This window comes from Inquilinus sp. YAF38 (assembly GCF_052113205.1).
Lineage (GTDB): Bacteria > Pseudomonadota > Alphaproteobacteria > DSM-16000 > Inquilinaceae > Inquilinus.
This window is the reverse complement of sequence record NZ_JBFRCU010000008.1, coordinates 1-24,229: the sequence shown is the minus strand read 5'-3', so window position 1 is coordinate 24,229 and position 24,229 is coordinate 1. Positions and strand designations below refer to the sequence as shown.

Sequence of the window (24,229 nt, the reverse complement as noted above, 5' to 3'; positions counted from 1 at the left end):
TAAAGCAAAATCAAACATTAAGAATAAATTCATCTTTCACTATATTGACTCTCGAAATCCGATCTGGAATCTATCTGTCGCGATTGAATGATTTTATCAGACTTCGAATCCGCCGACAGGATTTCTGCCTTCACGCTCGGGAGTGAGACATGACCGGTCTCGGCCTTTACGATCCGACCCTGCGCCTGCCGGCGACCCCGCCCGCCCTGCCGCCCCTGCGCCTCGCCGGCGCCCCGATCGAGCCGCCGCGCCCGGCCGCGCTGGGCGCGGCCCATGTCGGGCGGCTGGTGCGGACGGCGCTGAAGGCGGTCGCCGCCGGCACGGCCTATGGCGAGAAGGTGGTGCTGCAGCCGGGCGAGCCCGAGCTGCTGGAGCTGCTGCAGTCCCCGGCGCTGGACAGCCGCTTCACCCAGGAGCGGCTGAACTGGAAGCTGAGCGCGCTGGTCAGCGTCAACGACCGCTACGGCGGCGTGAAGATCGTCGGCTCCAACGCCTATAACCGCCTGCTCAACCTGCCGCGGTCGCGCTCGACCATCCTGCTGTTCGACAAGCTGACGATGCAGCCGCTCGCGGTCTATGACGGCACCGAGATCTCGGCCGCGCGCACCGGCGCCTATGCCTCGATCGCCGTCGACCTGTTCCTGGCCGGGCTGCCCGCCTTCGCCGTCTTCCTGTTCGGCGCCGGCGCGGTGGCGGAGAAGCTGGTCGCCGACCTGCAGGCGCATCACGGCCCGCGGATCGCCGCGATCTACGTCAAGAGCCGGACGCCGGAGCGTGCCGCCGCCTTCGCCGCGGAGCAGTCCGCCCGCACCGCCTTCCCGGTGATCGCGGTGACGGACGAGGATCGCCTGCCGGCCTGCCGGCTGGTGGTCACCGCCTCCAACGCCCGCGAGCCGGTGTTCGACGCGGCATCGATCGGGCCGGACGCGGTGGTGCTGCATCTCGGCGGCGACGAGACCCCGCCGGCGCTGATCCGGCGCATGCTCGAGAGCGGCACGGTGATGTGCGACGACGTGCATTCGGTCAGCCATCGCAACTCGCAGAGCCTGGCGCTGTACTTCTCCCGCACCGGCCGGTCGCTGGAGGCCGAGGCCGGGCGCTACCAGATCCTGAGCGCCTGGCAGGCCCTGGCCGGCCAGGGTGCGGGCTGGCGCCGGCCGGCGCTGCTGACCTGCGTCGGGCTGCCGGTGCTGGACCTCTATGTGGCGCAGAGCATCCACGAGACCCTGACCGGAAGCCCGCGCGCCGTCATCGGCGCCGAAGCGGCGTGACGGCAGCGCTGCTTGCGGCCTGCGCACCGCTGCGGTCCGGGGCCTTCCGGTCGCTGTGGATCGCGACCATGATCGCCAATATCGGCGCCTGGGCGCAGACGGTCGGCGCCGCCTGGCTGCTGGTCGACGGCGGGGCCGACCAGGTCGCGCTGGTGCAGGCCGCCAGCTCTGCCCCGGTCGTCCTGTTCTCGCTGGTCGGCGGCGTCCTGGCGGACCGGCGCGACCGGGTGCTGGTGCAGCTGCTGGCGCAGAGCTGGAGCGCCGTTGCCGCCCTGGTCCTGGCCGCGCTGGTGCTGCAGGGCATGGCCACGCCGCCGGCGATCCTGGTCCTGACCTTCCTGATCGGGGCCGGCATCGCCATCCGCGGCCCGGCCTGGCAGGCCGCGATCTGCGACCTGGTGCCGGCGTCGCAGGTGCCGGCCGCGGTCGTCCTAAGCAGCGTCGGCTTCAACCTGTCGCGCGTCGTCGGCCCGTTCGTCGGCGGCATGGTGGTGGCGACGCTCGGCGCCGCCCCGGCCTTCCTGATCAACGTCCTGACCTCGCTGGTGCTGATCGGCGTGCTGCTGCGCCGACTGCGCCGACCGGCCGCCCGCCCCGACCGGGGAGAGGACTGGGCGACGCTGCGCTCCGGGCTGCGCGCGATCCTGGCCAGCCCGGTCCTGCGGGCAGTGCTGGTCCGCGCCGTGGCGGTCGGCATCCCGGCCAGCGCAGTGCTGGCCCTGCTGCCGGTCCTCGCCCGCTCGGGGCTGGCCGGCGGCGCCCTGATGTACGGCCTCCTGCTCGGGGCCTTCGGCGCCGGCGCGGTGGCCGGGGCGGTGCTGCTTGCCGGGCTGCGCCGGCGCTGGCCGCCGGAGACGGTGCTAAGCGGCGCCAGCCTCCTCTTCGCCGCGGTGCTGGCCGGCCTGTCGGCGGCGCCGTCGCCCGCCGCCGCGGTGGCACTGCTGGGTCTCGCCGGCATCGGCTGGATCGCCATGCTGTCGACGCTGAACACCACCGTGCAGCTGTCGGCGCAGCCCGAGCTGCGCGGCCGGGCCCTGTCCGCGTACATGACCTGCGCCTTCGGCGGCCTGGCCGTCGGCAGCGTGATCTGGGGCGAGATCGCCGCCGCCGGCGGGTTGCAGGCAAGCTTCCTGATGGCGGGCGTCATGCTGGCGGCCGGGGTGGGGCTGCGCCGGCGCTTCGCCTTGCCGCTGCGGGACGGCAGCCCGGCCTAGGCCGGCCGGGACAGCGCCGCCTCGACCCGGCGGTCGGCGTCGCGCTTCAGCCGGGCCAGGTGCAGCAGGAATTCGGTGACCAGCAGCGAGCGGGCCGTGGCGGCGGGGAACACCGCCTGCATGGTGAACGGCGTGCGCGGCGAGAAGCGCCGCAGCACCACGTCGCCGCGGTCGAACCGGTCGAGGGCCGAGATCGGATCCGCGATCGTCACCCCGGCGCCGCTGGCCGCCAGGGCGCAGGCGGTGGCGGAATAGCCGGTCTCGATCACTACCCGGCGGGCGACCCCCGCGGTCTCGAACGCGCCGTCGATCCGGTGGCGCAGCGCGGTGTCGCGGCCCAGCGAGATGAACCGCTCCCCCTCCAAATCGGCGGCCCGGATCTCTACCCGGCCTGCCAGCGGGTGGCCCAGGGGCAGCACGCAGATGCTGTCGGTCGGCTCGAACGGCTCCATCACCACGCCCGATCCGGCCGGAGCCCCGGACACGAAGCCGAGATCCGCCTGCTGGCCGGCCACCCATTCGGCGACATAGCTGGAGGCGCGGACGTTCAGCGTCACCGTCACCTCGCGCCGTGTGGCGAGGAACGAGGCGATGGCGCGCGGCAGGAAGTCGAGCGCCAGGGCGGCGAAGGCCACCAGCCGCAGATGCCCGGTCTGGACATTGGCCAGCTGACGGGCGTTGCGCCCGACCTCCTCCATCGCCGCGAACAGCTTGTCGACGTGCTGGAACAGGGCCACTGCTTCCGGCCGCGGCACCAGCCGGCCCTTCACCCGCTCGAACAGCTGCAGCCCGCTGCCCCGCTCGAACTGAGCGATCAGCTTGCTGACCGTCGGCTGGGACAGCCGCAGCAGCTCCGCCGCCGCGGTCGCTGTGCCGACCATCATCACGGCGCGGAACGCCTCGAGTTGGCGGACATTCATGGCGTCGTCCTATGCCAACAAGGCATGCTTACGCGAAATCATGGAATTAGACAGCATAGCCCCGACTTCTCATAGTGCGGCTCATATGTCAATTCTGTGACAACGGGAGCAAGACCGTGTCGCTCACGAAATGGGGAGGATTGCCCGGCATGCTGCCGGCGATCGGGGTGATCCTGGGCCTGGCCGCCATCGGCGCGCGGGCCCGGGCGCAGCCGACGCTGGTGTTCGCCGGCTATGGCGGGTCGTCGGAGACGGCGTTCCGCGAGCGGATCCTGCCGCCGTTCGAGCAGGCCCATGACGTGCGCATCGACTATGTCGCCGGCACCTCGGCCACCAACCTGGCCCGGCTGCAGGCGCAGCGGGCCCGGCCCGAGGTGGATGTCGCGCTGCTCGACGACGGGCCGATGCAGCAGGCGATCGGCCTCGGCCTGTGCGACGCGCTGCCCACGGCACCGGTGTTGGACGAGCTGTATCCCCTGGCCAGCGCCGGCGGCGCCGGCCGGGCCGTCGGCATCGGCATCGTCGCCACCGGGCTGGCTTACAACACCGAGACCTTCCGCAAGCTGAACCGGCCGCCGCCGCAATCCTGGGCCGAGCTGGGCGACCCGGCGCTGAAGGGGCAGGTGCTGGTGCCGTCGCTGAGCAACAGCTACGGCCTGCACGCCCTGCTGGCCCTGGCCAGGACCGAGGGCGGCGATGCCCGGGACATCGAGCCCGGCTTCCGCTTCATGAGCGACGCGGTGGCGCCCGGGGTGCTGTCCTTCGAGACCAGCTCGGCCAAGATCTCCGAGCTGTTCCAGACCGGCGAGGCGGCGCTGGCCGTGTGGGGCAGCGGCCGGACTCAGGCGCTGGCGAACACCGGCTTCCCGGTCGCCTTCGCGACGCCGAAGGAGGGCGCCGTCGCCCTGGTGTCGATGGCCTGCCAGATCGCCGGCAGCGACGTCGCCGAGCTGTCGCGGCAGTTGATCCTCTATCTGCTCAGCCCCGAGGTGCAGGCGGCCCTGGCGGAGCAGGCCGGCTGGGGGCCGGTGAACCGGCAGGTGACCCTGGCGCCGGCAGTGGCCGGCCGCGTGGTCTACGGGCCCGAGGCGATCGACCGGCTGATCCGGGTCGACTGGGCCGAGGTCAATGCGGCGCGGCCGGATTGGACCCGCCGCTGGGCCCGCGAGATCGAGCGCTGATCCCACCGCCCGACCACCCCGTGCCCCATCCGCGGAGACCCGATCGATGCCCGACCTCGTCCTGGACACCCTGTCGAAGCGGTTCGGCGCCGTCGCCGCGGTCGACGGGCTGTCGCTGACCGTCAAGGAGGGAGAGTTCCTGTCGCTGCTGGGGCCGTCCGGCTGCGGCAAGAGCACGACCCTGCAGATGATCGCCGGCTTCATCGAGCCGACCGGCGGCGCCGTCCGGCTGGGCGGCCGTGACATCGGCCGGGTCCGCGCCTGCGACCGCGGCCTCGGCGTGGTGTTCCAGAGCTACGCCCTGTTCCCGCACATGACCGTGGCCGAGAACGTCGCCTTCGGGCTGGAGATGCGCCGCATCCACCGGGACGCAAGGGCGCGGCGTGTGGCCCGGGCCCTGGCGCTGGTGCGGCTGGAGGACCTGGCGCAGCGCATGCCGGCGCAGCTGTCCGGCGGCCAGCAGCAGCGCGTTGCCCTTGCCCGCGCCTTGGTGATCGAGCCGCCGTTGCTGCTGTTGGACGAGCCGCTGTCCAACCTGGACGCCAAGCTGCGCGACGAGATGCAGCTGGAGCTGCGCCGGATCCAGCGCGAGGTCGGCATCACCACCCTGATGGTGACGCACGACCAGGCCGAGGCGCTGGCCCTGAGCGACCGGGTGGCGGTGATGCGGGCCGGCCGGATCGAGCAGGTCGGCACGCCGCGCGAGGTCTATGAGCAGCCAAGCTCGACCTTCGTCTCGTCCTTCCTCGGCAAGAGCAACATCCTGGCCGGCACGCCGATCCGGACGCCGTCCGGGTTCGAGCTGGAGGTTGGCGGCCGCCGCATCCCGGCGCCGCCGCTGAATGGCCATGCCGGGGCGGATCGGCTGCTGCTGTCGCTGCGGCCCGAGCGGATCCGGATCGACGGGGATCCGGCCGAGGACGGGGTAGCCGGCATCGTCCGGGCACGGGCCTTCCTCGGCAGCCATTGGGTCTACCAGGTGGAGTCGGCCCTCGGCGCGCTCCTGGTCTACCGCCAGAGCGGTAGCGCCGCCTTCGCCGAGGGCGAAGCGATCCGCCTGTCCTGGGACGCCGAGGACCTGCGCGTGGTCGACGGCCGGGAGAACGACCATGCGTGACGGCACCCGGATCCCGTATCTTCTCTGCGCCCCGCCGCTGCTGTTCACCGCGCTGCTGCTGGCGACGCCGCTGGTCGCCACCCTGCTGCTGAGCCTGCACGGCTTCCGGCCGGAGAGCGGGATCGAGGCGACGACGGGCCTCGGCAACTATCTCGAGATCCTGTCCGACCCCTATTACCACGCGATCTTCCTGCGCACCCTGGCCCTGGCCGCCGTAGTCACCGCCGCCTGCGTGGTGCTGGGCACGATCGAGGCGGTGGTGCTGTCGCGCATGAACCCGCCCTGGCGCGGCATCTTCCTGCTGGTGATCCTGGGACCGCTGCTGATCTCGGTGGTGGTGCGCACGCTCGGCTGGGCCCTGCCGCTGGGCGGCCAGGGGCCGGTCAGCCTGGCGCTGCAGGCGCTCGGCGTTGCCGGCGGGCCGGTCTCTCTGCTGCAGACCCCGGGCGCCGTGGTGCTGGCCCTGGTGCATGTGCTGGTGCCCTTCATCGTCGTCGCGGCCTGGGCCTCGCTGCAGCGCCTGAACCCCGAGATCGAGCGCGCCGGGGCGTCGCTCGGCGCCGGTGAGCCGACCATCCTGCGCCGCCTGCTGCTGCCGCACATGCTGCCCGGCATCCTGGGCGGGGCGGTGATCGTGTTCTCGCTGGCGGCGACCGCCTTCGCCACCCCGGCGATCATCGGCGGCCGGCGGCTGAAGGTGGCGGCGACCGCCACCTATGACGAGTTCCTGAACACGCTGAACTGGCCGCTGGGCGCCGCCATCGCCATGCTGCTGCTGACCGGCAACATCGCCATCCTGCTGCTGTGCCGCCGGCTGCTGCAGCGCCGCCGCGGCGGCATGGCTGTGCGGCGGGAGGCGGCGGCATGAGGCGCAACGGTCCCCTCGCTTTCGCCTTCCACGCGCTGTTCATCGGCTTCATCCTGGCGCCGCTGGCCATGGTCTGCCTCGTCTCCTTCACCGACAAGGCGTACCTGTCCCTGCCCTTCGACGGCGCCTCGGTGCGCTGGTACCTGGCCCTGCTGGAGCAGCCGGAGTTCCTGCGCGCCCTGCGGCTCAGCCTGCTGGCGGCGATGGCCTCGGCGACCCTGGCCACGGCCCTGGCGCTGCCGGCGGCGCTGGCGATCGCCCGCCGCGACTTCCCCGGCCGCGACGTCATCAATACGGTGCTGCTGTCGCCGCTCCTGGTGCCGCATGTCGTGCTCGGCGTCGCCTTCCTGCGCTTCTTCACCGGGCTCGGCCTGTCCGGCGGCCTGCCGGCCCTGATCCTGGCCCACACCGTGGTCGTCCTGCCCTTCGCTCTGCGGCTGACCATGGCCGCCTGCGCCGGCCTGGACCGGCGGGTCGAGCAGGCGGCTGCGTCGCTCGGCGCCCGCCCCTTCACCGTGTTCCGGCGGATGACCCTGCCGCTGCTGACCGCCGGCCTCAGCAGCGGCTGGATCCTGGCGTTCATCCACAGCTTCGACGAGCTGACCATGACGGCCTTCATCGCCTCGCCCTCGACCACCACCCTGCCGGTCTGGCTCTACCACCAGATCGAGGAGACGATCACGCCGCTGGTCGCCTCCGTCTCCACCCTGCTGATCCTCGGCGCGCTCGGCGCCATGGCGGCGCTGGAGCGGCTGTACGGCCTCGACCGCATCCTGGCGGGGCGGAGCTGACCATGGCCGCGTTCTCGCGCATCGCCGCCGCGGCCGAGCCGGCTACCCTGGAGATCGAGATCGACAGCCGGCGCCTGCCGGTTCCCGCCGGCGCCTCGGTCGCGGCCGCCCTGCTGCTGCATGGCCGGCAGGCGGTGCACCGCGCCGCAGTCAGCGGCCTGCCGCGCGGCCCGTACTGCATGATGGGGGTCTGCTTCGACTGCCTGGTCGAGATCGACGGCCGGCCCGGGCAGCAGGCCTGCCTGGCGGAGGTCCGCCCGGGCATGCGGATCCGCGTCGCGCCGGAGGGGTCCGGCCGATGACGGATCGCTACCAGCTCGCCGTGATCGGCGCCGGACCGGCCGGCATGGCCGCCGCGGTGCAGGCTGACGTGCTCGGCCTCGACACGGTGCTGCTGGACGAGCAGGCCGGGCCAGGCGGCCAGGTCTACCGCTCGATCGACCGGTCGCCGCTGCGCGGCACCCGGATTCTAGGTCCCGACTACGCCGCTGGCGCCGGCCTCGTTTCGGCTCTGCGGGGCAGCGCGGTCGAGTATGTCTCCGGGGCCGGAATCTGGCACATTGAGCGGGGCTTCCGGCTGGCCCTCTCCGACGGCGACGGGATCCGCCTGATCACCGCCGACCGGGTGATCCTGGCGACCGGTGCCCTGGAGCGGCCGATGCCGGTCGCCGGCTGGACCCTGCCGGGCGTGATGACTGCCGGCGCCGCCCAACTGCTGCTGAAGTCGAGCGCCGTGGCCGTCGACGGTGCCGTCTTCGCCGGCTGCGGCCCGCTCTTGTATCTGGTGGCGGCGCAGTATCTGCGCGCCGGCCTAGCCATCCGGGCGATCCTCGATACCACCGATCCGCCCCGGCGCCGCGACGCCCTGGCGTCCTTGTCGCTCAGGGCATCCGCGCTCCGCACCCTCGCCGAGGGCCTGAGCCTGCTGGCCGAGATCCGCCGCGCCGGCGTGCCCGTCTTCCGCGGGGTCGAGGACCTGCGGATCGGCGGCGACAGCCGCGTCGCCGGCGTCGCGTTCCGGCGGGACGGCATCTGGCAGCGGCTCGACGGCGTGACGACGGTGTTCCTGCACCAGGGCGTGGTGCCCAACCTGCAACTCGCCTGGGCCGCCGGCTGCCCGCCGCGCTGGGACGCCGAGCGGCTGTGCTGGACGGCGGAGACCGATGCCTGGGGCCGGACCGCGGTGCCCGGCCTGCTGGTCGCCGGCGACGCCGCCGGCATCGCCGGGGCGCGAGCGGCGGCGGATCGGGGCCGGCTGGCGGCCCTGGCCGCCGCCTGTTCCCTCGACCTCCTCTCCGAGCGGCGCCGGGACGCGCTGGCCCGGCCGCTGCAGGCGTCGCTGCGGCGCGAGGAGGCGATCCGGCCGTTCCTGGAGCGGCTCTACCGCCCGCGCTTCGGGCTGCGGGTCCCGGCAGACGATGCCGTGATCGTCTGCCGCTGCGAGGAGGTGACGGCCGGCATGGTCCGGCAGGAGGCGCACCGCGGCGCGGCAGAGGCGAACCGACTGAAGAGCGCACTGCGCTGCGGCATGGGCCCCTGCCAGGGCCGGATCTGCGCCGGCACGGTCAGCGAGCTGGCCGCCGCCGCGTGCGGCGTGCCGGTCCAGACCGTCGGGCGCTTTCGTGTGCGGCCGCCGATCCGGCCGGTGCCGCTCGACCAGCTGGCGCGGCTGGCGGCTCCCGAAGCGGCGGAGGCGTGAGGTGAAAACGACCTCGGACGCAATCGTGATCGGCGGCGGGCTGCAGGGCTGCTCGACGGCGCTGCATCTGGCGCGACGCGGCCTCGGCGTCACGGTGATCGAGAAGGACTATGTCGGCCGGCACGCCTCGGGGGTGAATGCCGGCGGGGTCCGCACCCTGGGCAGGGCCCTGCCCGAGTTGCCGCTGTCGATCGCGGCGAAGGCGCTGTGGCGCCAGATGGAGGCGCTGGTCGACGATGATTGCGGCTTCCGCTCCAGCGGCCAAGTCCGCGTCGCCGAGACCGCCGAGGAGATGGAAGGGCTGGACCGGCGCAGCCGCGCCGTCGACGCGCTCGGGCTGGCTTATCGCGAGGCGGTGATCGACCGCTCGGAGCTGCGCCGGCTGCTGCCCGAGGTCGCGCCGCATTGCCTGGGCGGGCTGCATGTCGCCGATGACGGCTTCGCCGACCCGTTCCGGACCACGACCGCGTTCCGGTGCGCGGCCGAGCGCGAAGGGGTCCGGATCGTCGAAGGCGCCGCGGTGACGGCGGTGACCCGCCCGGATGGCGCCAGCTGGCGCGTGACCGCCGGGGGCGAGTGGCACGACGCCGCCCTGCTGTTCAACTGCGCCGGCGCCTGGGGCGGCCGGCTGGCGGCGATCCTCGGCGATGCCGTGCCGCTGGCGGCGAACGGATCGATGATGATGGTCACGGCGCGGATGCCGCGCTTCGTCGGGCCGGTGGTCGGGGCGGCCGGACGAGCCCTGTCCTTCAAGCAATTCCAGAACGGCACCGTGCTGATCGGCGGCGGCCACCGGGCGCCGGTCGACCTGGACAGCAACGCCACGGCGATCGACGTTCGCGCCCTGTCCCGGGCCGCCGGCAACGCCGCGGCGCTGTTCCCGATCATGGCGCGGGCGTCGATCATGCGCTTCTGGTCCGGCATAGAGGGCTTTACCCCCGACGGGCTGCCCGTGCTCGGCCTCAGCGCCGCGGTGCCGGGGGCGTTCCACGCCTTCGGCTTTTCCGCGCACGGCTTCCAGCTCGGCCCGATCGTCGGCCGCGTCCTGGCCGAGCTGGCACTCGACGGGACCGCCTCCCTGCCCGTCGCCCCCTTCCGAGTCGATCGCTTCCGGCGCGACCCGGCCTCCGCCGTCGCGTCCGGAACGACGGCCTGCCCCGCGGAGTAAACCGACATGTATTACGGCGTCGAGAGCCGGAAGGTGGCCTCGGTCTATTCGAAGCTGAAGGAGCTGGTGGTCGATTTCCAGTTCCGTCCCGGCGAGCATCTGCACATCAGCGAGCTGTCGACCACCCTGAAGGTCAGCGTCACGCCGGTCCGCGAGGCGCTGATCCGGCTGACCGACGAGGGGCTGATCACCACCCAGCCGAACCGGGGCTTCTTCACCAAGATCCCGGACCTGCACGAGATCGACGACCTGTACGGCCTGCTGCACATGGTGCTGCGCAGCTCGCTGGAGGCGCGGCAGGACGATTTCGTGGCGGCACCGTTGTCCGGACCGGACGCCGAGTTGGCGGCGCGCGATGCCGCACGCCTGCTGTGCATCCGGTTGGAGCGCCTGCACGAGCAGATCGCCCGGATGTCGCTCAACCGCGAGCTAGTCCGGCTGACGCGGCAATGCAACGAGCGCACCCGGTATGTCCGCCTCGTCGACTGCGGCTCGCGGCACGCCGGCGAGATCCGGGACCAGCTCGACGCCCTCGTCGCCGCGCTCAAGGTAGGCTCGGCGCAGCAGGGATTGGAGAAGCTAGACCGCCTCCTCCACTCGCAGCGAATCCGGCTGACCTCGATCGTGAGGGAGGTTGTCTCCGGCGCCGCCATTGACTCGTAGGAATCGCCGCTGCTCACTTCGATCATTCTATGTCGGCTGCCCCCCGAGCCAGAAATCGTTGCTGGGTGCTTCCACACGGGGTCAAGCCACTGCGGACGTGGCCGGCGGGAGGTCGATTGCCTGCCGCGACAAGGGCATTCGGGCGCACCTGCCAGCGCGTCAGCGAGCATCGGACCTTTGGTCCTAATGTCGATGTCACATTCGGATGATATTAATCGGACTATTGCACGATCGTGACGAGAGGTACCAAGTCCCGTGCCGGCAACGGGAGCGCCCGTGAGTGCGGGCAGTCCCTTGCCATCCTCATTTACGCCCTGTGGTGGATCAAAAACGGTAGCCAAGCGCCGAAGCGCCTCGACAAGGCCCGAAATGATATCATCGACCTCAGCTTCGCGGTCTACGGAACCTATTTCGCCGGATTGATGACCGACGACGCCAAAGCGCACTGGATGCACGACAACCTGTCCACCGCGTTGATTGCCGTCGGCGCGCGCCTCGGTATGGTCGTCGCGGAGGCAAGCAGCCCCTCTCACCGACGGGTGTGCGGCTCGCGCCGCTCAATCGCCCGAGGGGGCGTATGCAATCAGCCAAGCCGTCGCGAAATGCCTCGATGAAAGGCCGATGCCACGCCTCGGCGGCCACGTCCGAATCCGTCAGCTCCGTGATTATCCTGCGGTCCGAAGGGGATTGAGAATCTCGACTCCGGCGAAGTCCTTCTCGTTATCGGTTACGATGATGCAGTCGTTTGCCTCAGCGACCGACGCGACGATGGTGTCGAGCGCACTACGCGGCCGCCCCGCGGCCGTGTCTTCGGCCATCAGCCTCGCCCAGATGAGCCCCACCTTCTCGTCGAATGGGAGAATACGGCCCGCGAAGAGGGTGGAAGGACCGTCGGGCCCCGCGAACCATGCCTCGAGTTGATCGCGCTTGCGGCCCGCCGGCTTCTCCAGGATGCCGCGTCGGATCTCGGCGACGGTCAGCGACGCGATGAAGAGGTCCTCGTCGACCTGTTCAGCCATCCACGCAACGAGCGCCTCCGGCGGAACCGGCCGGACGATTGCGCTGATGATGCTGGTGTCGAGAAGATAGCGCATCAGAGATCGACCACGCGCCCTTCCTCACGGGGGCGCGACAGATCGAGATCTGCTCCGACCAGCGGCGAGCGGCGCAAGGCGGCGAGAATCCCGCCCCTGCTCGGCGCCTCGCCGGCGATGCCCTGGCTGACCACGGCGCGGAGCCGGGATGCCTCCGGACCGCCTTCCGCCAGCCGGCGCGCGAGCAACCGGATCAGGTCGCGGTCGCTGTCGAGGCCCAGCACCTCGAAGCGCGCCAACCCGCGCGCACTGAGGCGGGACCGGTACTCCCGAATGGCGCGGCGTTGCGAGTTGCTGGCCATACTTGCGCTCCAGTCGATCTCCCGTAATATATCCAGTCGAAACTTGGGATGCAAATGAGCGGCGGCGCCGCGTCATCCGGGTGGATCGCACGCGCGGCTCTTCGACTGGATTGATGGAGGAGAAATGGCGAGTCGGGCTCCAAGGCGAACGACATCACAGCGGCATCGGTGTGCGCCGCAACATGCCTCCAGTTGCTTCCCCCTGCTTCCCCGCTTTCGAAAGCGAGGCCGGGGAAGCAGAAAACGCCCCTGAGGGCGCCTGCAAAGTCGCTGACTTTCCTGAGAGAAACTGGAGCGGGCGAAGGGATTCGAACCCTCGACCCCAACCTTGGCAAGGTTGTGCTCTACCCCTGAGCTACGCCCGCTCTGGCGTCGTCGGCGCCGCAGCGCCGTCGAGGTGGCGGGTTATATCCGATGCCGCGGGATTTGCAAGCACCTAAATGCGGATTTTTTACGCGTCCCGCCGGGGTGCCGCCGGACACTGACCGGGGCGGGCTTGGAAGCGCGGCCGCGGCCTCGTATAACACCGTGCCATGACCGCGCCCGACAGCACTGCCCCCGACTCGTCCCCGCCCGCCGCCGCGGCCCGTCCCTGCGCGACCCCTGCCGACCTGTTCGCGCGGCTGCGCGCGCTCGGTGTCGAGGTCTCGACACATGAGCACGAGGCCGTGTTCACGGTCGAGGAATCGCGCCATCTGCGCGGCCTGCTGCCCGGCTGGCACTCCAAGAACCTGTTCCTGCGCAACAAGAAGGGCCAGGCCTGGCTCGTCGTCTGCGAGGAGGAGCGCCGCGTCGACCTGAAGGCGCTCGGCGAGCTGCTCGGCGCCGGCCGGCTGTCCTTCGGGTCGCCCGACCGGCTGATGGAGGCGCTGGGCGTGACTCCCGGCTCGGTCACGCCCTTCGCCATCATCAACGACGACGCCCGGCAGGTCACGATCGCGCTGGATGCCGACATGATGCGGCACGGCACGCTGCACTTCCATCCGCTGGTCAACACCATGACCACGGCGATCGCGCCGGCCGGCCTGCTGAGCTTCATTGCCAGCTGCGGCCACGAACCCCATATCGTCGATCTCGACTCCGTCACCCTGCCGGCGGAGCCGGCGACCGTCACGCCACCGGCCGAGGATGCGCCTGCCGGCGGCTGATGCCGCCGCTTGCCGCCGCCGGCCATCGGCACAGATCAATATCAGACCTGGGACAACGCCATGGACGCCCTTCTCAATGCCGCCTCTGGCGGCGCCGCACCGGTGATCAAGGACAGCAACACCGCCGGCTTCCGCGCCGACGTGATCGAGGCCTCGATGGAGGTGCCGGTCATCGTCGATTTCTGGGCCACTTGGTGCGGCCCGTGCAAGACGCTGGGGCCGCTGCTGGAGAAGCAAGTCCAGGCGGCCCAAGGCAAGGTCCGGCTGGTCAAGGTCGACATCGACCAGAACCAGGCCCTGGCGGCGCAGCTGCGCATCCAGTCGGTGCCGACGGTCTACGCCTTCTACCAGGGCCGCCCGGTCGACGGCTTCATGGGCGCGGTGCCGGAAAGCCAGGTCAAGAGCTTCATCGACAAGCTGGTGCAGCTGGCCGGACATGATTCCCACGACCATGTCGACGAGCTGCTGGCCGAGGCCAAGAGCGTGCTCGACAGCGGCAACGTCGAGGAAGCGGCCGGCATCTACCAGCATGTGCTGGCGCATGCCCCGGACAGCGCCGCCGCCGCGGCCGGCCTGGCCCGCTGCCTGATCGCGCTGGGCGAGATCGAGCAGGCCAAGCAGTTCCTGGAAAGCCTGACGCCGGAGATGGCGCGCCACGCCGACATCGCCGCGGCCAAGACCGCGTTGGAGCTGGCCGAGCAGAGCGCCGTCGCCATTGCGGGGCTGGCCGGTCTGCGCCAGCGGCTGGAGGCCAATCCGAACGACCATGAGGCACGCCTGGAGCTGTCGACCGCGCTCTATGGTGCCGGCCAGCGCGAGGAGGCGATGGACGAGTTGCTGGAGTCGTTCCGCCGCGACCGTGAGTGGAACGAGCAGGCAGCGCGCAAACAGCTGGTCAAGCTGTTCGAGGCACTGGGCCCGACCGACCCCCTGACCCTGTCCGGCCGGCGTCGGTTGTCCTCGCTGCTGTTCTCATGATCCGGTCCGGGACATGAGAGGGCGGCCGCGCGCGCCAGCCTTCGACGACCTCGGCACCGACCTGCCGGTGTTTCCTTTGCCCGGGGTCCTGCTGCTGCCGCGCGGCCTGCTGCCTCTCAACATCTTCGAGCCGCGCTATCTCGCCATGGTCGAGGACGCGCTGGCCGGCGGCCGGCTGATCGGTATGATCCAGCCGCGCCCCGGTCAATGGGGCGCGGCGCCCCCGCCGCTCTACACCGTCGGCTGCGCCGGCCGGATCACCAGCTTCGACGAGACCGATGACGGCCGCTACCTGATCACCCTCACCGGCCTGTGCCGATTCCGGGTCGAGCAGGAGCTGGAGGAGCGGCGCGGCTATCGCCGGGTGCGGCCGGGCTGGACCGGCTTTTCCGCCGACATGGCCGAGCCGACCCCGGCGGAGATCGACCGTGCCGGGCTGGACCATGCCCTGACCGAGTATTTCCGCATCGCCGGCCTGTCCGCCGACTGGGAGGCGATCGGCCAGACTCCGGATGAGCGCCTGGTCACCTCGCTGGCCATGATCTGCCCGTTCGAGCCGCAGGAGAAGCAGGCGCTGCTCGAGGCGAAGGATCTCTGCGAGCGCACCCGAGTCATGCTATCGATCATCCGGATGGCGATCCATGGCGGCCATGCCGGCCGCGTGCGCCACTGACGGCCCCTGTTCCCGGACCCCGTGCCATGACCGATACACCCGACTCTGGCAGCACCGCTGCCCCCGGCAACCCGCCGCCCAGCAGCCCTACCGCGGTCGATCCGCGCCTGCTGGAGATGCTGGTCTGCCCGCTGACCAAATCGCTGCTGCGCTACGACGCGAAAGCGCAGGAGCTGATCTCGGACCAGGCGCGCCTGGCCTATCCGATCCGCGACGGCATCCCGATCATGCTGGTCGACGAGGCCCGGCCGCTCGACCCCGACGCGCGGCGCTGACCCCATGACCTCGATGGGCAGCCCGCCCCTGACGGGCAGCGCCGCCCGGCCGGTCGAGATCCGGCTGAAGCGGGCCGAGCGGGTGCTGGAGCTGCGCTTCGACGACGGTCTGCACGTCACCCTGTCGGCCGAGTTGCTGCGGGTCGAGAGCCCGTCGGCCGAGGTGCAGGGCCACGGCCCGTCACAGAAGACCATCGTCGGCGGCAAGCGCAACGTCGCGATCACCGCGGTCGAGCCGGTCGGCCATTACGCGGTGCGGCTGGTGTTCGACGACGGCCACGACACCGGCCTCTATTCCTGGACCTGGCTGCACGAGCTGGCCACCCGGCAGGACGAGCTGTGGCGCACCTATCTGGCCGCGCTTGAGTCGCGCGGCCTGTCGCGTGACCGATAAGACCGACGCCCTGCCCGCCGCGACCGCCGCCGCCCTGGCCCGGCTGCGGCGCTGGCTGGGCAACCAGGCGCTGCTGGCCGGGCCGGTGCAGGATGTCGCGGCCGGCTTCGCCGACCGGGTGCTGGCGGCCGGCATCCCGCTGTGGCGGGCGTTTCTCTCGGCCACCACGCTGCACCCGGAGATCGAGGCCTTCGGCCTGACCTGGACCCGTGAGGGCGACCGCCAGAGCGAGGCCTACGGCCACGGGTCCTGGGGCAAGCTCTCGAGCCCCAGCCCGATCTACCCGGCGGTGCTGGCCGCGCGGGAGGCCGCCATGGACCCCGCCGCGTCCCAGGCCGACGACCTGGTGCCGCTGACCCGCTATCGGCTGGAACGGGGCGAGGGCGTGGACCACTTCCCGATCCTGGCCGAGTTCCGCGACGCCGGCGCCACCGACTATCTCTGCTTCATCATCCCCTTCGGCTTCGACGGCGCGCTGCACCCGCTGCGCACCGGCGCCACGGTCACGCTGGCGACCGACCGGCGGGGCGGCTTCACGGCAGCGGAGGTGCAGGCGCTGGACGATCTGATGCCGGTGTTCGGCGCCGCGATCCGGGTCGGCATCGACCTCGCCGCCATCCGCACCGTGCTGAGCACCTATCTGGGCCGCGACGTCGGCCGCCGGGTGCTGCAGGGCGAGATCCGCCGCGGCTCGGTCGAGACCATCTCGGCCGCGATCCTGGTCGGCGACCTGCGCGGCTTCACCGCCCTGGCCGACGCCCTGCCGCGAGACCAGCTGGTCAGCATGCTGGACGACTATCTCGACGCGCTGGCGGCGCCAATCGAGGATTACGGCGGGCAGGTGCTGAAGTTCATGGGCGACGGCCTGCTGGCCACCTTCGCCTTCGCCGAGGACGACCCGGCCGAGACCTGCGGCCGGGCCCTGGCCGCCGCGGCCGAGGCGCTGGAGCGGATCGCGGCGATCAATCTCCGCCGCGCCAAGGCGGGCGCGCCGGTGATGACGCTGGACGTGGCGCTGCATGCCGGCGACGTGCTGTACGGCAATGTCGGCTCGGGCCAGCGGCTGGACTTCACCATCATCGGCCCGGCGGTGAACGAGGCCGCCCGGCTGGAGCACCTGTGCAGCGTGCTGGACGTGCCGATGGTGGTCAGCCGCCGCTTCGTCGAGGCCCTGGCGGCGCCGGAACGCTTCCGCTGCCTCGGCCTGCAGACCCTGCGCGGGGTGAGAGTCCCGGTCGAGGTGTTCACCCCGGCTTAGGCGTCGGGCTCCCACAGCCGCGCCAAGTCGAAGCCGTGCACGTCGCGGCACAGGGCGACGAAGGCGGCGGCCTGATGGTCGACCACCTGCCGCCCCTTCTCGGCCGTGGCGTTGCCGGCATTGCCGACCGCGCCGCCGGGGTTCAGGTCCTGCGCCATCCAGCCGAACTGCGACACGCCATGCGCCCGCAGATGCGCGAACTCGCGCAGGAACTCCAGCTGGGTCGACCGGAAATCCTCGGCCAGGTCCACCTTCACCAGATCCGGGCGCAGATGCAGCATCACCGAGGTCTCCATGTCGCCGCCATGGATGCCGTAGGCCGCCTCCTCGGCCGGGAACAGCCCGTCCGGGTTGCCGAAGCGCGACCAGGCCGAATGCACCGCCAGCATGCCGTGCCGGACCCTGAGCTCGCGCGCCACCACGTCGAGGATCGGCACGTTGCCGCCATGCGAGTTGATCAGGATCAGCTTGCGCAGCCCGGCCCGGCGGACGCTCTCGCCGATCTCGATCAGATATTGGGTCAGCGTCTCCCAGGACAGGGTCAGGGTGCCGGGCGAGGCGATGTGCTCGTTCGACTTGCCGACCGCCTGGGTCGGCAGGAAGACCACCGGCAGCTCCTGCGGCAGCAGTTCCAGCACCCGCCGCACCATGCCCTCGGCGATGCAGGTGTCGGTATAGACCGGCAGATGCGGCCCGTGCTGCTCGATGGCGCAGACCGGCTGCACCGCGATCCAGCTCTCGACTCCGCCGTCCCGGAAGTCGAGCGTCGTCATCTCATGCCAATAGCGCTTCGGCAGCATGGTTATCCCTCTCAGGCGGCAGGGCCGGCAGCGATCACTTCAACCTCGACCAGGAACTCCGGCCGCGCGAAGCCGGAGACGATCATCAGGGTCGAGGCCGGGGGCGGGTCGGCGACGACGCGGTCGCGCACCGCCATGTAGCCCTTCAGATGCTCCCGCCCGGTGACGAAGGCGTTGATGCGGATGATGTGCGACAGGTCCATCCCGGCCGCCGCCAGGATCGCCCGGATGTTGTCGAAGCAGAGCTCGGCCTGGCCCTCGACCGTGGCCGGCACCGCCTCGTCCGGGCCGATGCCGAGCTGGCCGGAGCAGACCACCAGGCGGCTGCCCGCCGGCACCTCGACGGCATGGCTGTAGCGAGCGAAGGGCGGCCGGATTCCGGCGGGGGTGATGGGGCGTGACAAGGGGATTCGTCTCCCGCAAAAGGCAGGGAACCGTAGGACTGCGCAGGCCCGGTGACAAGGTTGCCGCATGCTGGAAATCTGGACTAGGCTGCCCAGTTGTTGGGCACCGGAGGGAAGGGCGTCGGCCGCGGCGCGCCGCCACCCGGGCGCCCGATGGCCAGTATCCCGCGGATCGCCGGCAAACCTGGAACCGGGAGCGGATGGCACGGCCGTTGCATCCTGTCGTCTTTGGCGCTGCGGCATAAAAAACGACATAGGGATCGGCTTCATGCAACTTTTCGGACGAGTTCTCGCTCTCGCCCTCGGTTTGACGGCGGGAATGGCAGCCGGCACGGCCTCCGCGGCCGACAAGGTCAGCTTCGGCACCAACTGGCTGGCCCAGGCCGAGCACGGCGGCTACTACCAGGCGGTGGCGGACGGCACCTACGCCAAATACGGCCTGGACGTCACCATCGTCATGGGCGGGCCGCAGGCGGCCAACCGGGCGCGCCTGGTGGCCGGCCAGATCGACTTCTTCATGGGCGGCACGCTGGACGCCTTCGATTCGGTCAAGGAAGGGGTGCCGGTGATCAATGTCGCCGCCATCTTCCAGAAGGACCCGCAGGTGCTGATGGCCCATCCCGACCAGGGCATCGAGACCATCGCCGACCTGGCGAAGCTGGACACGCTGTTCCTGTCGGGCGAAGGCTACGACACCTATTATCGCTGGCTGAAATCGGCCTATCCGGGCTTCCGGGACGAGCAGTACAAGCCCTACACCTTCAACCCTGCCCCCTTCATCGCCGACCCGAAATCCGGCCAGCAGGGCTATCTGACCTCGGAGCCGCGGGACATCGAGAAGCAGGCCGGCTGGAAGCCCAAGGTCTTCCTGCTCGCCGACAACGGCTACGGCGCCTATTCGACCACCATCGCGGCGCAGCAGGCGATGGTCGACCAGAACCCGGACCTGGTGCAGCGCTTCGTCGATGCCACGATCATCGGCTGGTACACCTATCTGTACGGCGACAACAGCGCGGCCAACGTCCTGATCAAGAAGGACAATCCGGAGATGACGGACGAGCAGCTGGCCTATGGGCGGGAGCAGCTGAAGGCCGCACGTATCGTCATCGCCGGCGAGGCCGAGACCCAGGGCATCGGCTGCATGACCGCGGCGCGGTACCAGAGCTTTTACGACAGCATGGTCAAGGCCGGGGTGCTGGATGCCGGGCTGGATGTCGGCAAGGCCTTCACCACCCGCTTCGTGTGCAAGGGCGTCGGCCTCGACGTCTACAAGAAGCTGGCCGGCGGCTGAGGTGGATTCGGTCGCCTTGACCACGCCCGGGCAGACCGCCGCCGACGGGGTTCTGGTGTCGCTGGACGGGGTGTCGAAGCGCTTCGCCAGCGGCACCCTGGCCCTGTCTGCCCTGTCGCTCGACATCCGGGAGGGCGAGTTCGTCAGCCTGCTCGGCCCCTCCGGCTGCGGCAAGTCGACGGCGCTGCGGCTGATCGCCGGGCTCGGCGCCCCCTCGGCCGGCGCGATCCGCTGGCCGAACGGCAGCCGTGCCACGACCGATGGCGAGGTCGGCTTCGTGTTCCAGGAGCCGACGCTGATGCCCTGGGCCACGGTGTTCAAGAATGTCTGGCTGCCGCTGCGGCTGAAGGGCCTGTCGCGGGCGGCGGCGCGCGACCGGGTGATGGAGGCGCTGGCGATGGTCGGGCTCGACCGCTTCGCCGACGCCTATCCGCGCGAGCTGTCGGGCGGCATGAAGATGCGGGTGTCGATCGCCCGCGCTTTGGTCACCCGGCCCAAGCTGCTGCTGATGGACGAGCCCTTCGCGGCGCTGGACGAGATCACCCGGATCAAGCTGAACGACGACCTGCTGCGGCTGTGGCAGGGGCAGAACTGGACCATCATCTTCGTCACCCATTCGGTGTTCGAATCCGTCTACCTGTCGTCCCGCATCGTGGTGATGGCGGCGCGGCCGGGCCGGGTGATCGAGGAGGTGGCGGTCGACGCCCCCTATCCGCGCGGCAACGAGTACCGGATGTCGACGCCCTACAATGAGCGCTGCCGCACCGTGTCGGACGCGCTGATGCGGGCGATCATGGTGGCGGCGGAGCAGCGATGACTGGGATCGGGATCCAGACCGGCGAGGATGAGGCCGCGATCGCCGAGGCCCGGCGGGCCGAGCCCGGGCGCCTCCGGGAACTGGCGGCACGCATCGCCATCCCGGTGATCGCCTTCACCGCCTTCATCGCGCTGTGGCAATGGTACGTCGTGGCCTATCAGGTGCCGCGCTACATCCTGCCGTCGCCGACCGAGGTGGCGGCGACCATGGTCGGCGACTGGCCGATCCTGTCCTCCGCCCTCGCCGTGACGCTGACCATCACCTTCGCCGCTTTGGCCGCGGCGCTGATCGGCGGCGTGACGCTGGCCATCCTGTTCATCCAGTCGCGCTGGCTGGAGCTGGCCTTCTACCCATACGCCGTGGTGCTGCAGGTGACGCCGATCGTGGCGATCGCGCCCTTGATCATCATCTACGCGCCGTCGACTGAATCGGTGCTGCTGATCTGCGCCTTCATCGTCGCCTTCTTCCCGATCCTGTCGAACATGACCCAGGGGCTGAAGAGCACCGACCACAACCTCTTGAACCTGTTCGAGCTGTACGGCGCCTCTCGCTGGCAGTCGCTGCTGCATCTGCGCATTCCGTCCGCCCTGCCCTATTTCGCCACCGGCCTGCGCATCGGCGGCGGGCTGGCGCTGATCGGGTCGGTGGTGGCGGAGTTCGCGGCGGGATCGGCCGGCGCCCAGTCCGGCCTGGCCTTCCGCATCCTCGAGGCCGGGCGGCGACTGAACGTGCCGCGGCTGTTCGCGGCGCTGATCCTGATCACCCTGACCGGCCTCGCCATCTTCGCCCTGACCAGCCTGGTGTCGCATCTGCTGCTGCGGCGCTGGCACGAAAGCGCCATCCGGCGGGAGAACTGAGATGGGCTTCGCCACGCTGCCCGAGGCCCGGCGCTACCGCCTGACCAACGCCACCGTGCCGGCCTGCCTGGCCGAGGGCGCGGATCTGCAGCCGGACCGCGATGGGCTGGCGCTGGCCGACCTGACGATCGACGGCGGAATCCTGACCACGATCCGCTCCGCCGGCAGCCCTGAGCCCGACAACCTGCCGGCGCTGGACCTCGACCGCGGCATGGTGTGGCCGGCCTTCGTCGAGGCGCACACCCATCTCGACAAGGGCCATATCTGGCCGCGCGCGCCGAACCCGGATGGCAGCTTCGACGGCGCGCTCTTCACCGTCCGGGCGGACAGTGCAGCCAACTGGTCGGAGCAAGACGTGCGGACGCGGATGGCGTTCAGCCTGCGCTGCGCCTTCGCCCACGGCACCCGGCTGATCCGCAGCCATATCGACAGCAGCCCGCCGCAGCACCGCATCTCCTGGCCGGTCTTCGCCGAGCTGCGCGTGGAATGGGCCGGGCGGATCGAGCTGCAGGGCTCGGCCCTGGTCGGCATCGACCGGGTGCTGGAGGATCCGTATTTCGACGATCTGAGTCAGACCGTCCGCGCCCATGGCGGCATACTCGGCGCGGTCACCTACCCGGTGCCGGGTCTGGAGACCGGCATCGACCGGCTGTTCGGCCACGCCATCGAGCACGGCCTCGACCTCGATTTCCACGCCGACGAGACCGGCGACCCGGCGGTGCGGACGCTGGCGCTGATCGCCGAGGCCGCGATCCGCCACCGCTTCCGCGGCCGGGTGCTGGTCGGCCATTGCTGCTCCCTGGCCCGGCAGCCCGAGGACGTGATCGACCGCACGCTCGACCTGGTGGCCGAGGCCGGCCTGGCCGTGGTGTCGCTGCCGATGTGCAACATGTACCTGCAGGACCGCCGCGCCGGGGCCACACCCCGTTGGCGCGGGGTGACACTGCTGCACGAGATGAAGGCGCGCGGCATCCCGGTGATGGTGTCCTCGGACAACACCCGCGACCCGTTCTACGCCTATGGCGATCTCGACGCGCTCGAGGTCTATGCCCAGGCGACGCGGATCCTGCATCTCGACCACCCGGTCGGCGACTGGCCGCGGGCGGTGACAGCGACCCCGGCCGAGGTGCTGGGCCGGCCCGAATTCGGCCGCCTGGAAGCGGGCGGCGGCGCCGACCTGGTGCTGCTGCGCGCCCGGAGCTGGACCGAGCTCTTGTCCCGCCCGCAGGCCGACCGGATCGTGGTCAGGAACGGCCGCGCCGTCGACACCACCCCGCCGGATTACCGCGAGCTGGACACGCTGCTGGCGTCCGCCAAAGGAGAGACCCGATGACCGATCTCGCCGCGCTGAAGCGCGACCTGGAGGGGCTGCGGGTCACCGACGACCCGGTGCTGGTGAAGCAGAAGAGCCAGGATTTCTTCTGGTACTCGCCGGTGCTAAAGCGGCAGCTGGAGCATGTCACCGGCGACCTCGTCGTGTCGCCGACTTCGGAGGCCGAGGTGGTGCAGGCGCTGAAGGCCGCCTATGCCCACGGCGTGCCGGTGACACCGCGCGGCGCCGGCACCGGCAATTACGGCCAGGCCATGCCGCTGTCCGGCGGCATGGTGCTGAACCTGGCGCGGATGAACCGGGTGACGGCGATCCGCCCCGGCGCGGTGGCGGCCGAGGCTGGCGCGGTGCTGGCCCAAATGGATGCCCAGACCCGGGCCAAGGTCGGGCAGGAGATGCGGCTGTTCCCGTCGACCTACCGGATGGCGACGATCGGCGGCTTCCTGGCCGGCGGCTCCGGCGGCGTCGGCTCGATCCGCTGGGGCGGCCTGCGCAACCTCGGCAACGTCATGCGGGTGCGGCTGGTGACGATGGAGGCGGAGCCGCGGATCCTCGACCTGACCGGCGAGGACCTGCTGAAGGCGCTGCACGCCTACGGCACCAACGGCATCATCACCGAGGTCGAGATCCCGCTGGCCGCGGCGCCGGACTGGGTCGACGTCGTCGTCGGCTTCGACGACTGGATGGATGCCGTCCGCTTCGGCGAGGAGATCGGCCGGGCCGACGGCCTGCTGGTCAAGGAGATCGCGCCGGTCGCCGCCCCGGTGCCGCACGAGTATTTCCTCAAGCACCGCAAGTTCGTGCGCCCGGACCAGTCGGTGGTGCTGCTGATGGTGGCCGACTTCGCCATGGGCGGCTTCGAGGCCTTCATGAAGCGGTCGAAGGGCGAGGTGCTGTTCCGCGCCGACACCGCGACCGACGAGGAGAAGAAGGGCCTGCCGCCGCTGTACGAGCTGACCTGGAACCACACCACGTTGCGGGCGATCAAGATCGACCCGACCATCACCTATCTGCAGGTGCTGTACCCGTTCCCCGACCATCTCCGGCTGGTCGAGGAGATGACGAAGATCTTCGGCGACGAGGTGCCGGGCCATCTCGAGGTGATCCGCTTCGACGGCAATGTCACCTGCTCCGGCCTGCCGATCGTGCGCTTCACCAGCGAGGCGCGGCTGGACGAGATCATCCGCATCCATGAGGACCATGGCTGCCTGATCTTCAACCCGCACCGCTACACGCTGGAGGAGGGGGGCATGAAGCGCACCGACGCGGTGCAGCTGGAGTTCAAGCGCGAGACCGACCCGCGCGGCCTGTTGAATCCCGGCAAGATGATCGGCTGGGACGACCCGGATTACGACCTGAACTCCGGCCGCATCTACCTGTTCCCGGGCCTGCAGGCGACGGGGTGAGGATGGCCGACGGCTTTCTTTCGGAAATGAATTTTTTTAAATCCCCCCTCCCCCTGCGGGAGGCAGGGCTATCGCATGTATGTAAAGAGTTCGAAGAAGAATTCTTTGCTCCATTTTGCGCGGCGCATTTTGCTGGCGAGGGGTTTGTCGAGGGGATGGGCCCGCAAGATGTTGTGGGCGAGCCGGCGGATGATGGCCAGGTTCTCCGGGCCGTTGTTCTTGCGGGTGCGGGCATCGTCCTCGTCGAAGACGACGTCGAGGGTCCAATGGAGCTGGTTCTCGATGGTCCAGTGGGTGCGCACGACTTGGG

General features: G+C 70.6%; 28 protein-coding genes and 1 tRNA gene. 22 read left to right on the top strand and 7 right to left on the bottom strand.

Going from position 1 to position 24,229, the window contains the following annotated elements; genetic code table 11:
* Positions 1 to 149 precede the first annotated feature (149 nt).
* Both AB4Z01_RS05390 and AB4Z01_RS05385 read left to right on the top strand, forming a co-directional pair.
* Positions 150 to 1,271 (top strand): hypothetical protein, encoded by a 1,122-nt coding sequence (locus tag AB4Z01_RS05390; RefSeq protein ID WP_441691325.1) that lies wholly within the window; start codon positions 150 to 152, stop codon positions 1,269 to 1,271.
* A complete protein-coding gene (locus tag AB4Z01_RS05385) occupies positions 1,268 to 2,485 on the top strand; it encodes an MFS transporter (protein ID WP_441691323.1) in 1,218 nt (405 codons plus the stop codon). Before AB4Z01_RS05390 ends, AB4Z01_RS05385 begins: the two co-directional genes overlap by 4 nt.
* Here AB4Z01_RS05385 and AB4Z01_RS05380 read toward each other — a convergent pair.
* Positions 2,482 to 3,405, bottom strand: a complete 924-nt coding sequence (locus tag AB4Z01_RS05380) for a LysR substrate-binding domain-containing protein (protein WP_441691321.1) — start codon at positions 3,403 to 3,405, stop codon at positions 2,482 to 2,484. The two genes, AB4Z01_RS05385 and AB4Z01_RS05380, sit on opposite strands and share 4 nt — an antisense overlap.
* A 116-nt stretch (positions 3,406 to 3,521) precedes the next feature.
* On the opposite strand from AB4Z01_RS05380, the gene AB4Z01_RS05375 reads away from it, so the two are divergent.
* From AB4Z01_RS05375 to AB4Z01_RS05335, 9 genes are all read left to right on the top strand, one after another.
* Positions 3,522 to 4,586 (top strand): ABC transporter substrate-binding protein, encoded by a 1,065-nt coding sequence (locus AB4Z01_RS05375; RefSeq protein ID WP_441691317.1) that lies wholly within the window; start codon positions 3,522 to 3,524, stop codon positions 4,584 to 4,586.
* Positions 4,587 to 4,632: 46 nt separating this feature from the next.
* The gene (locus AB4Z01_RS05370; protein WP_441691316.1) at positions 4,633 to 5,703 is read left to right on the top strand and encodes an ABC transporter ATP-binding protein; all 1,071 of its coding nucleotides are present in this window, start codon (positions 4,633 to 4,635) and stop codon (positions 5,701 to 5,703) included.
* Positions 5,696 to 6,571 (top strand): ABC transporter permease, encoded by an 876-nt coding sequence (locus tag AB4Z01_RS05365; protein WP_441691314.1) that lies wholly within the window; start codon positions 5,696 to 5,698, stop codon positions 6,569 to 6,571. The genes AB4Z01_RS05370 and AB4Z01_RS05365 overlap by 8 nt, the downstream gene beginning before the upstream one ends.
* Positions 6,568 to 7,362: an ABC transporter permease gene (locus AB4Z01_RS05360; protein WP_441691312.1), complete on the top strand. Its 795-nt coding sequence runs from the start codon at positions 6,568 to 6,570 to the stop codon at positions 7,360 to 7,362. The genes AB4Z01_RS05365 and AB4Z01_RS05360 overlap by 4 nt, the downstream gene beginning before the upstream one ends.
* Positions 7,363 to 7,364: 2 nt before the next feature.
* Positions 7,365 to 7,664, top strand: coding sequence for a (2Fe-2S)-binding protein (locus AB4Z01_RS05355; RefSeq protein WP_441691310.1), 300 nt, complete (start codon positions 7,365 to 7,367; stop codon positions 7,662 to 7,664).
* Positions 7,661 to 9,061: an NAD(P)/FAD-dependent oxidoreductase gene (locus tag AB4Z01_RS05350; protein ID WP_441691308.1), complete on the top strand. Its 1,401-nt coding sequence runs from the start codon at positions 7,661 to 7,663 to the stop codon at positions 9,059 to 9,061. Before AB4Z01_RS05355 ends, AB4Z01_RS05350 begins: the two co-directional genes overlap by 4 nt.
* Position 9,062: 1 nt before the next feature.
* The gene (locus AB4Z01_RS05345; RefSeq protein ID WP_441691306.1) at positions 9,063 to 10,229 is read left to right on the top strand and encodes an NAD(P)/FAD-dependent oxidoreductase; all 1,167 of its coding nucleotides are present in this window, start codon (positions 9,063 to 9,065) and stop codon (positions 10,227 to 10,229) included.
* Positions 10,230 to 10,235: 6 nt separating this feature from the next.
* Positions 10,236 to 10,892, top strand: coding sequence for a GntR family transcriptional regulator (locus tag AB4Z01_RS05340; RefSeq protein WP_441691304.1), 657 nt, complete (start codon positions 10,236 to 10,238; stop codon positions 10,890 to 10,892).
* A gap of 233 nt (positions 10,893 to 11,125) precedes the next feature.
* Positions 11,126 to 11,506, top strand: coding sequence for a hypothetical protein (locus AB4Z01_RS05335; protein WP_441691302.1), 381 nt, complete (start codon positions 11,126 to 11,128; stop codon positions 11,504 to 11,506).
* Positions 11,507 to 11,557: 51 nt separating this feature from the next.
* Here the strand turns inward: AB4Z01_RS05335 and AB4Z01_RS05330 are convergent, their stop codons facing one another.
* The 3 genes from AB4Z01_RS05330 to AB4Z01_RS05320 form a co-directional block, all read right to left on the bottom strand.
* Positions 11,558 to 11,986, bottom strand: coding sequence for a type II toxin-antitoxin system VapC family toxin (locus AB4Z01_RS05330; RefSeq protein ID WP_441691301.1), 429 nt, complete (start codon positions 11,984 to 11,986; stop codon positions 11,558 to 11,560).
* A complete protein-coding gene (locus tag AB4Z01_RS05325) occupies positions 11,986 to 12,288 on the bottom strand; it encodes a hypothetical protein (RefSeq protein ID WP_441691300.1) in 303 nt (100 codons plus the stop codon). The genes AB4Z01_RS05330 and AB4Z01_RS05325 overlap by 1 nt, the downstream gene beginning before the upstream one ends.
* A 290-nt stretch (positions 12,289 to 12,578) precedes the next feature.
* Positions 12,579 to 12,653: transfer RNA gene (locus tag AB4Z01_RS05320), tRNA-Gly, on the bottom strand.
* A 168-nt stretch (positions 12,654 to 12,821) separates the two neighbouring features.
* Here AB4Z01_RS05320 and AB4Z01_RS05315 point away from each other — a divergent pair.
* Genes AB4Z01_RS05315 through AB4Z01_RS05290 form a run of 6 tightly spaced genes read left to right on the top strand, consistent with a single transcriptional unit; the run spans position 12,822 to position 17,014 of the window.
* Positions 12,822 to 13,436, top strand: coding sequence for a prolyl-tRNA synthetase associated domain-containing protein (locus AB4Z01_RS05315; RefSeq protein WP_441691299.1), 615 nt, complete (start codon positions 12,822 to 12,824; stop codon positions 13,434 to 13,436).
* A 60-nt stretch (positions 13,437 to 13,496) separates the two neighbouring features.
* A complete protein-coding gene (gene trxA / locus AB4Z01_RS05310) occupies positions 13,497 to 14,414 on the top strand; it encodes a thioredoxin (protein WP_441691297.1) in 918 nt (305 codons plus the stop codon).
* 13 nt (positions 14,415 to 14,427) lie between these two features.
* Positions 14,428 to 15,087 carry an LON peptidase substrate-binding domain-containing protein gene (locus tag AB4Z01_RS05305; protein WP_429225428.1) on the top strand — a complete coding sequence of 220 codons (660 nt, stop codon included), beginning with the start codon at positions 14,428 to 14,430 and terminating at the stop codon, positions 15,085 to 15,087.
* Positions 15,088 to 15,113: 26 nt separating this feature from the next.
* Positions 15,114 to 15,362: a Trm112 family protein gene (locus tag AB4Z01_RS05300; protein ID WP_441691295.1), complete on the top strand. Its 249-nt coding sequence runs from the start codon at positions 15,114 to 15,116 to the stop codon at positions 15,360 to 15,362.
* A 4-nt stretch (positions 15,363 to 15,366) separates the two neighbouring features.
* Entirely contained in the window at positions 15,367 to 15,756 is a 390-nt protein-coding gene (locus AB4Z01_RS05295) for a gamma-butyrobetaine hydroxylase-like domain-containing protein (protein ID WP_441691293.1), read from the top strand.
* Positions 15,746 to 17,014 (top strand): adenylate/guanylate cyclase domain-containing protein, encoded by a 1,269-nt coding sequence (locus AB4Z01_RS05290; RefSeq protein WP_441691291.1) that lies wholly within the window; start codon positions 15,746 to 15,748, stop codon positions 17,012 to 17,014. The genes AB4Z01_RS05295 and AB4Z01_RS05290 overlap by 11 nt, the downstream gene beginning before the upstream one ends.
* Here AB4Z01_RS05290 and AB4Z01_RS05285 read toward each other — a convergent pair.
* A complete protein-coding gene (locus AB4Z01_RS05285; protein WP_441691289.1) occupies positions 17,011 to 17,814 on the bottom strand; it encodes a creatininase family protein in 804 nt (267 codons plus the stop codon). The two genes, AB4Z01_RS05290 and AB4Z01_RS05285, sit on opposite strands and share 4 nt — an antisense overlap.
* Before the next feature lie 11 nt (positions 17,815 to 17,825).
* Positions 17,826 to 18,218 carry a RidA family protein gene (locus tag AB4Z01_RS05280; protein ID WP_441691287.1) on the bottom strand — a complete coding sequence of 131 codons (393 nt, stop codon included), beginning with the start codon at positions 18,216 to 18,218 and terminating at the stop codon, positions 17,826 to 17,828.
* Between the two features lie 319 nt (positions 18,219 to 18,537).
* On the opposite strand from AB4Z01_RS05280, the gene AB4Z01_RS05275 reads away from it, so the two are divergent.
* The 5 genes from AB4Z01_RS05275 to AB4Z01_RS05255 are packed head-to-tail and all read left to right on the top strand — an operon-like array spanning position 18,538 to position 23,919.
* Positions 18,538 to 19,509: an ABC transporter substrate-binding protein gene (locus AB4Z01_RS05275; RefSeq protein ID WP_441691285.1), complete on the top strand. Its 972-nt coding sequence runs from the start codon at positions 18,538 to 18,540 to the stop codon at positions 19,507 to 19,509.
* A gap of 1 nt (position 19,510) precedes the next feature.
* A complete protein-coding gene (locus AB4Z01_RS05270) occupies positions 19,511 to 20,326 on the top strand; it encodes an ABC transporter ATP-binding protein (RefSeq protein WP_441691283.1) in 816 nt (271 codons plus the stop codon).
* Complete coding sequence (locus tag AB4Z01_RS05265) at positions 20,323 to 21,183, top strand: ABC transporter permease (protein WP_441691281.1); 861 nt, start codon at positions 20,323 to 20,325, stop codon at positions 21,181 to 21,183. Before AB4Z01_RS05270 ends, AB4Z01_RS05265 begins: the two co-directional genes overlap by 4 nt.
* A 1-nt stretch (position 21,184) precedes the next feature.
* On the top strand, positions 21,185 to 22,516 hold the full coding sequence (locus AB4Z01_RS05260; protein WP_441691279.1) for a cytosine deaminase: 1,332 nt from the start codon (positions 21,185 to 21,187) through the stop codon (positions 22,514 to 22,516).
* Positions 22,513 to 23,919, top strand: a complete 1,407-nt coding sequence (locus AB4Z01_RS05255; protein ID WP_441691278.1) for an FAD-binding oxidoreductase — start codon at positions 22,513 to 22,515, stop codon at positions 23,917 to 23,919. Before AB4Z01_RS05260 ends, AB4Z01_RS05255 begins: the two co-directional genes overlap by 4 nt.
* A gap of 68 nt (positions 23,920 to 23,987) precedes the next feature.
* Here AB4Z01_RS05255 and AB4Z01_RS05250 read toward each other — a convergent pair.
* Positions 23,988 to 24,229: ISAs1 family transposase (locus tag AB4Z01_RS05250; protein WP_441690536.1), on the bottom strand; the 242-nt coding region annotated here is incomplete at its 5' end.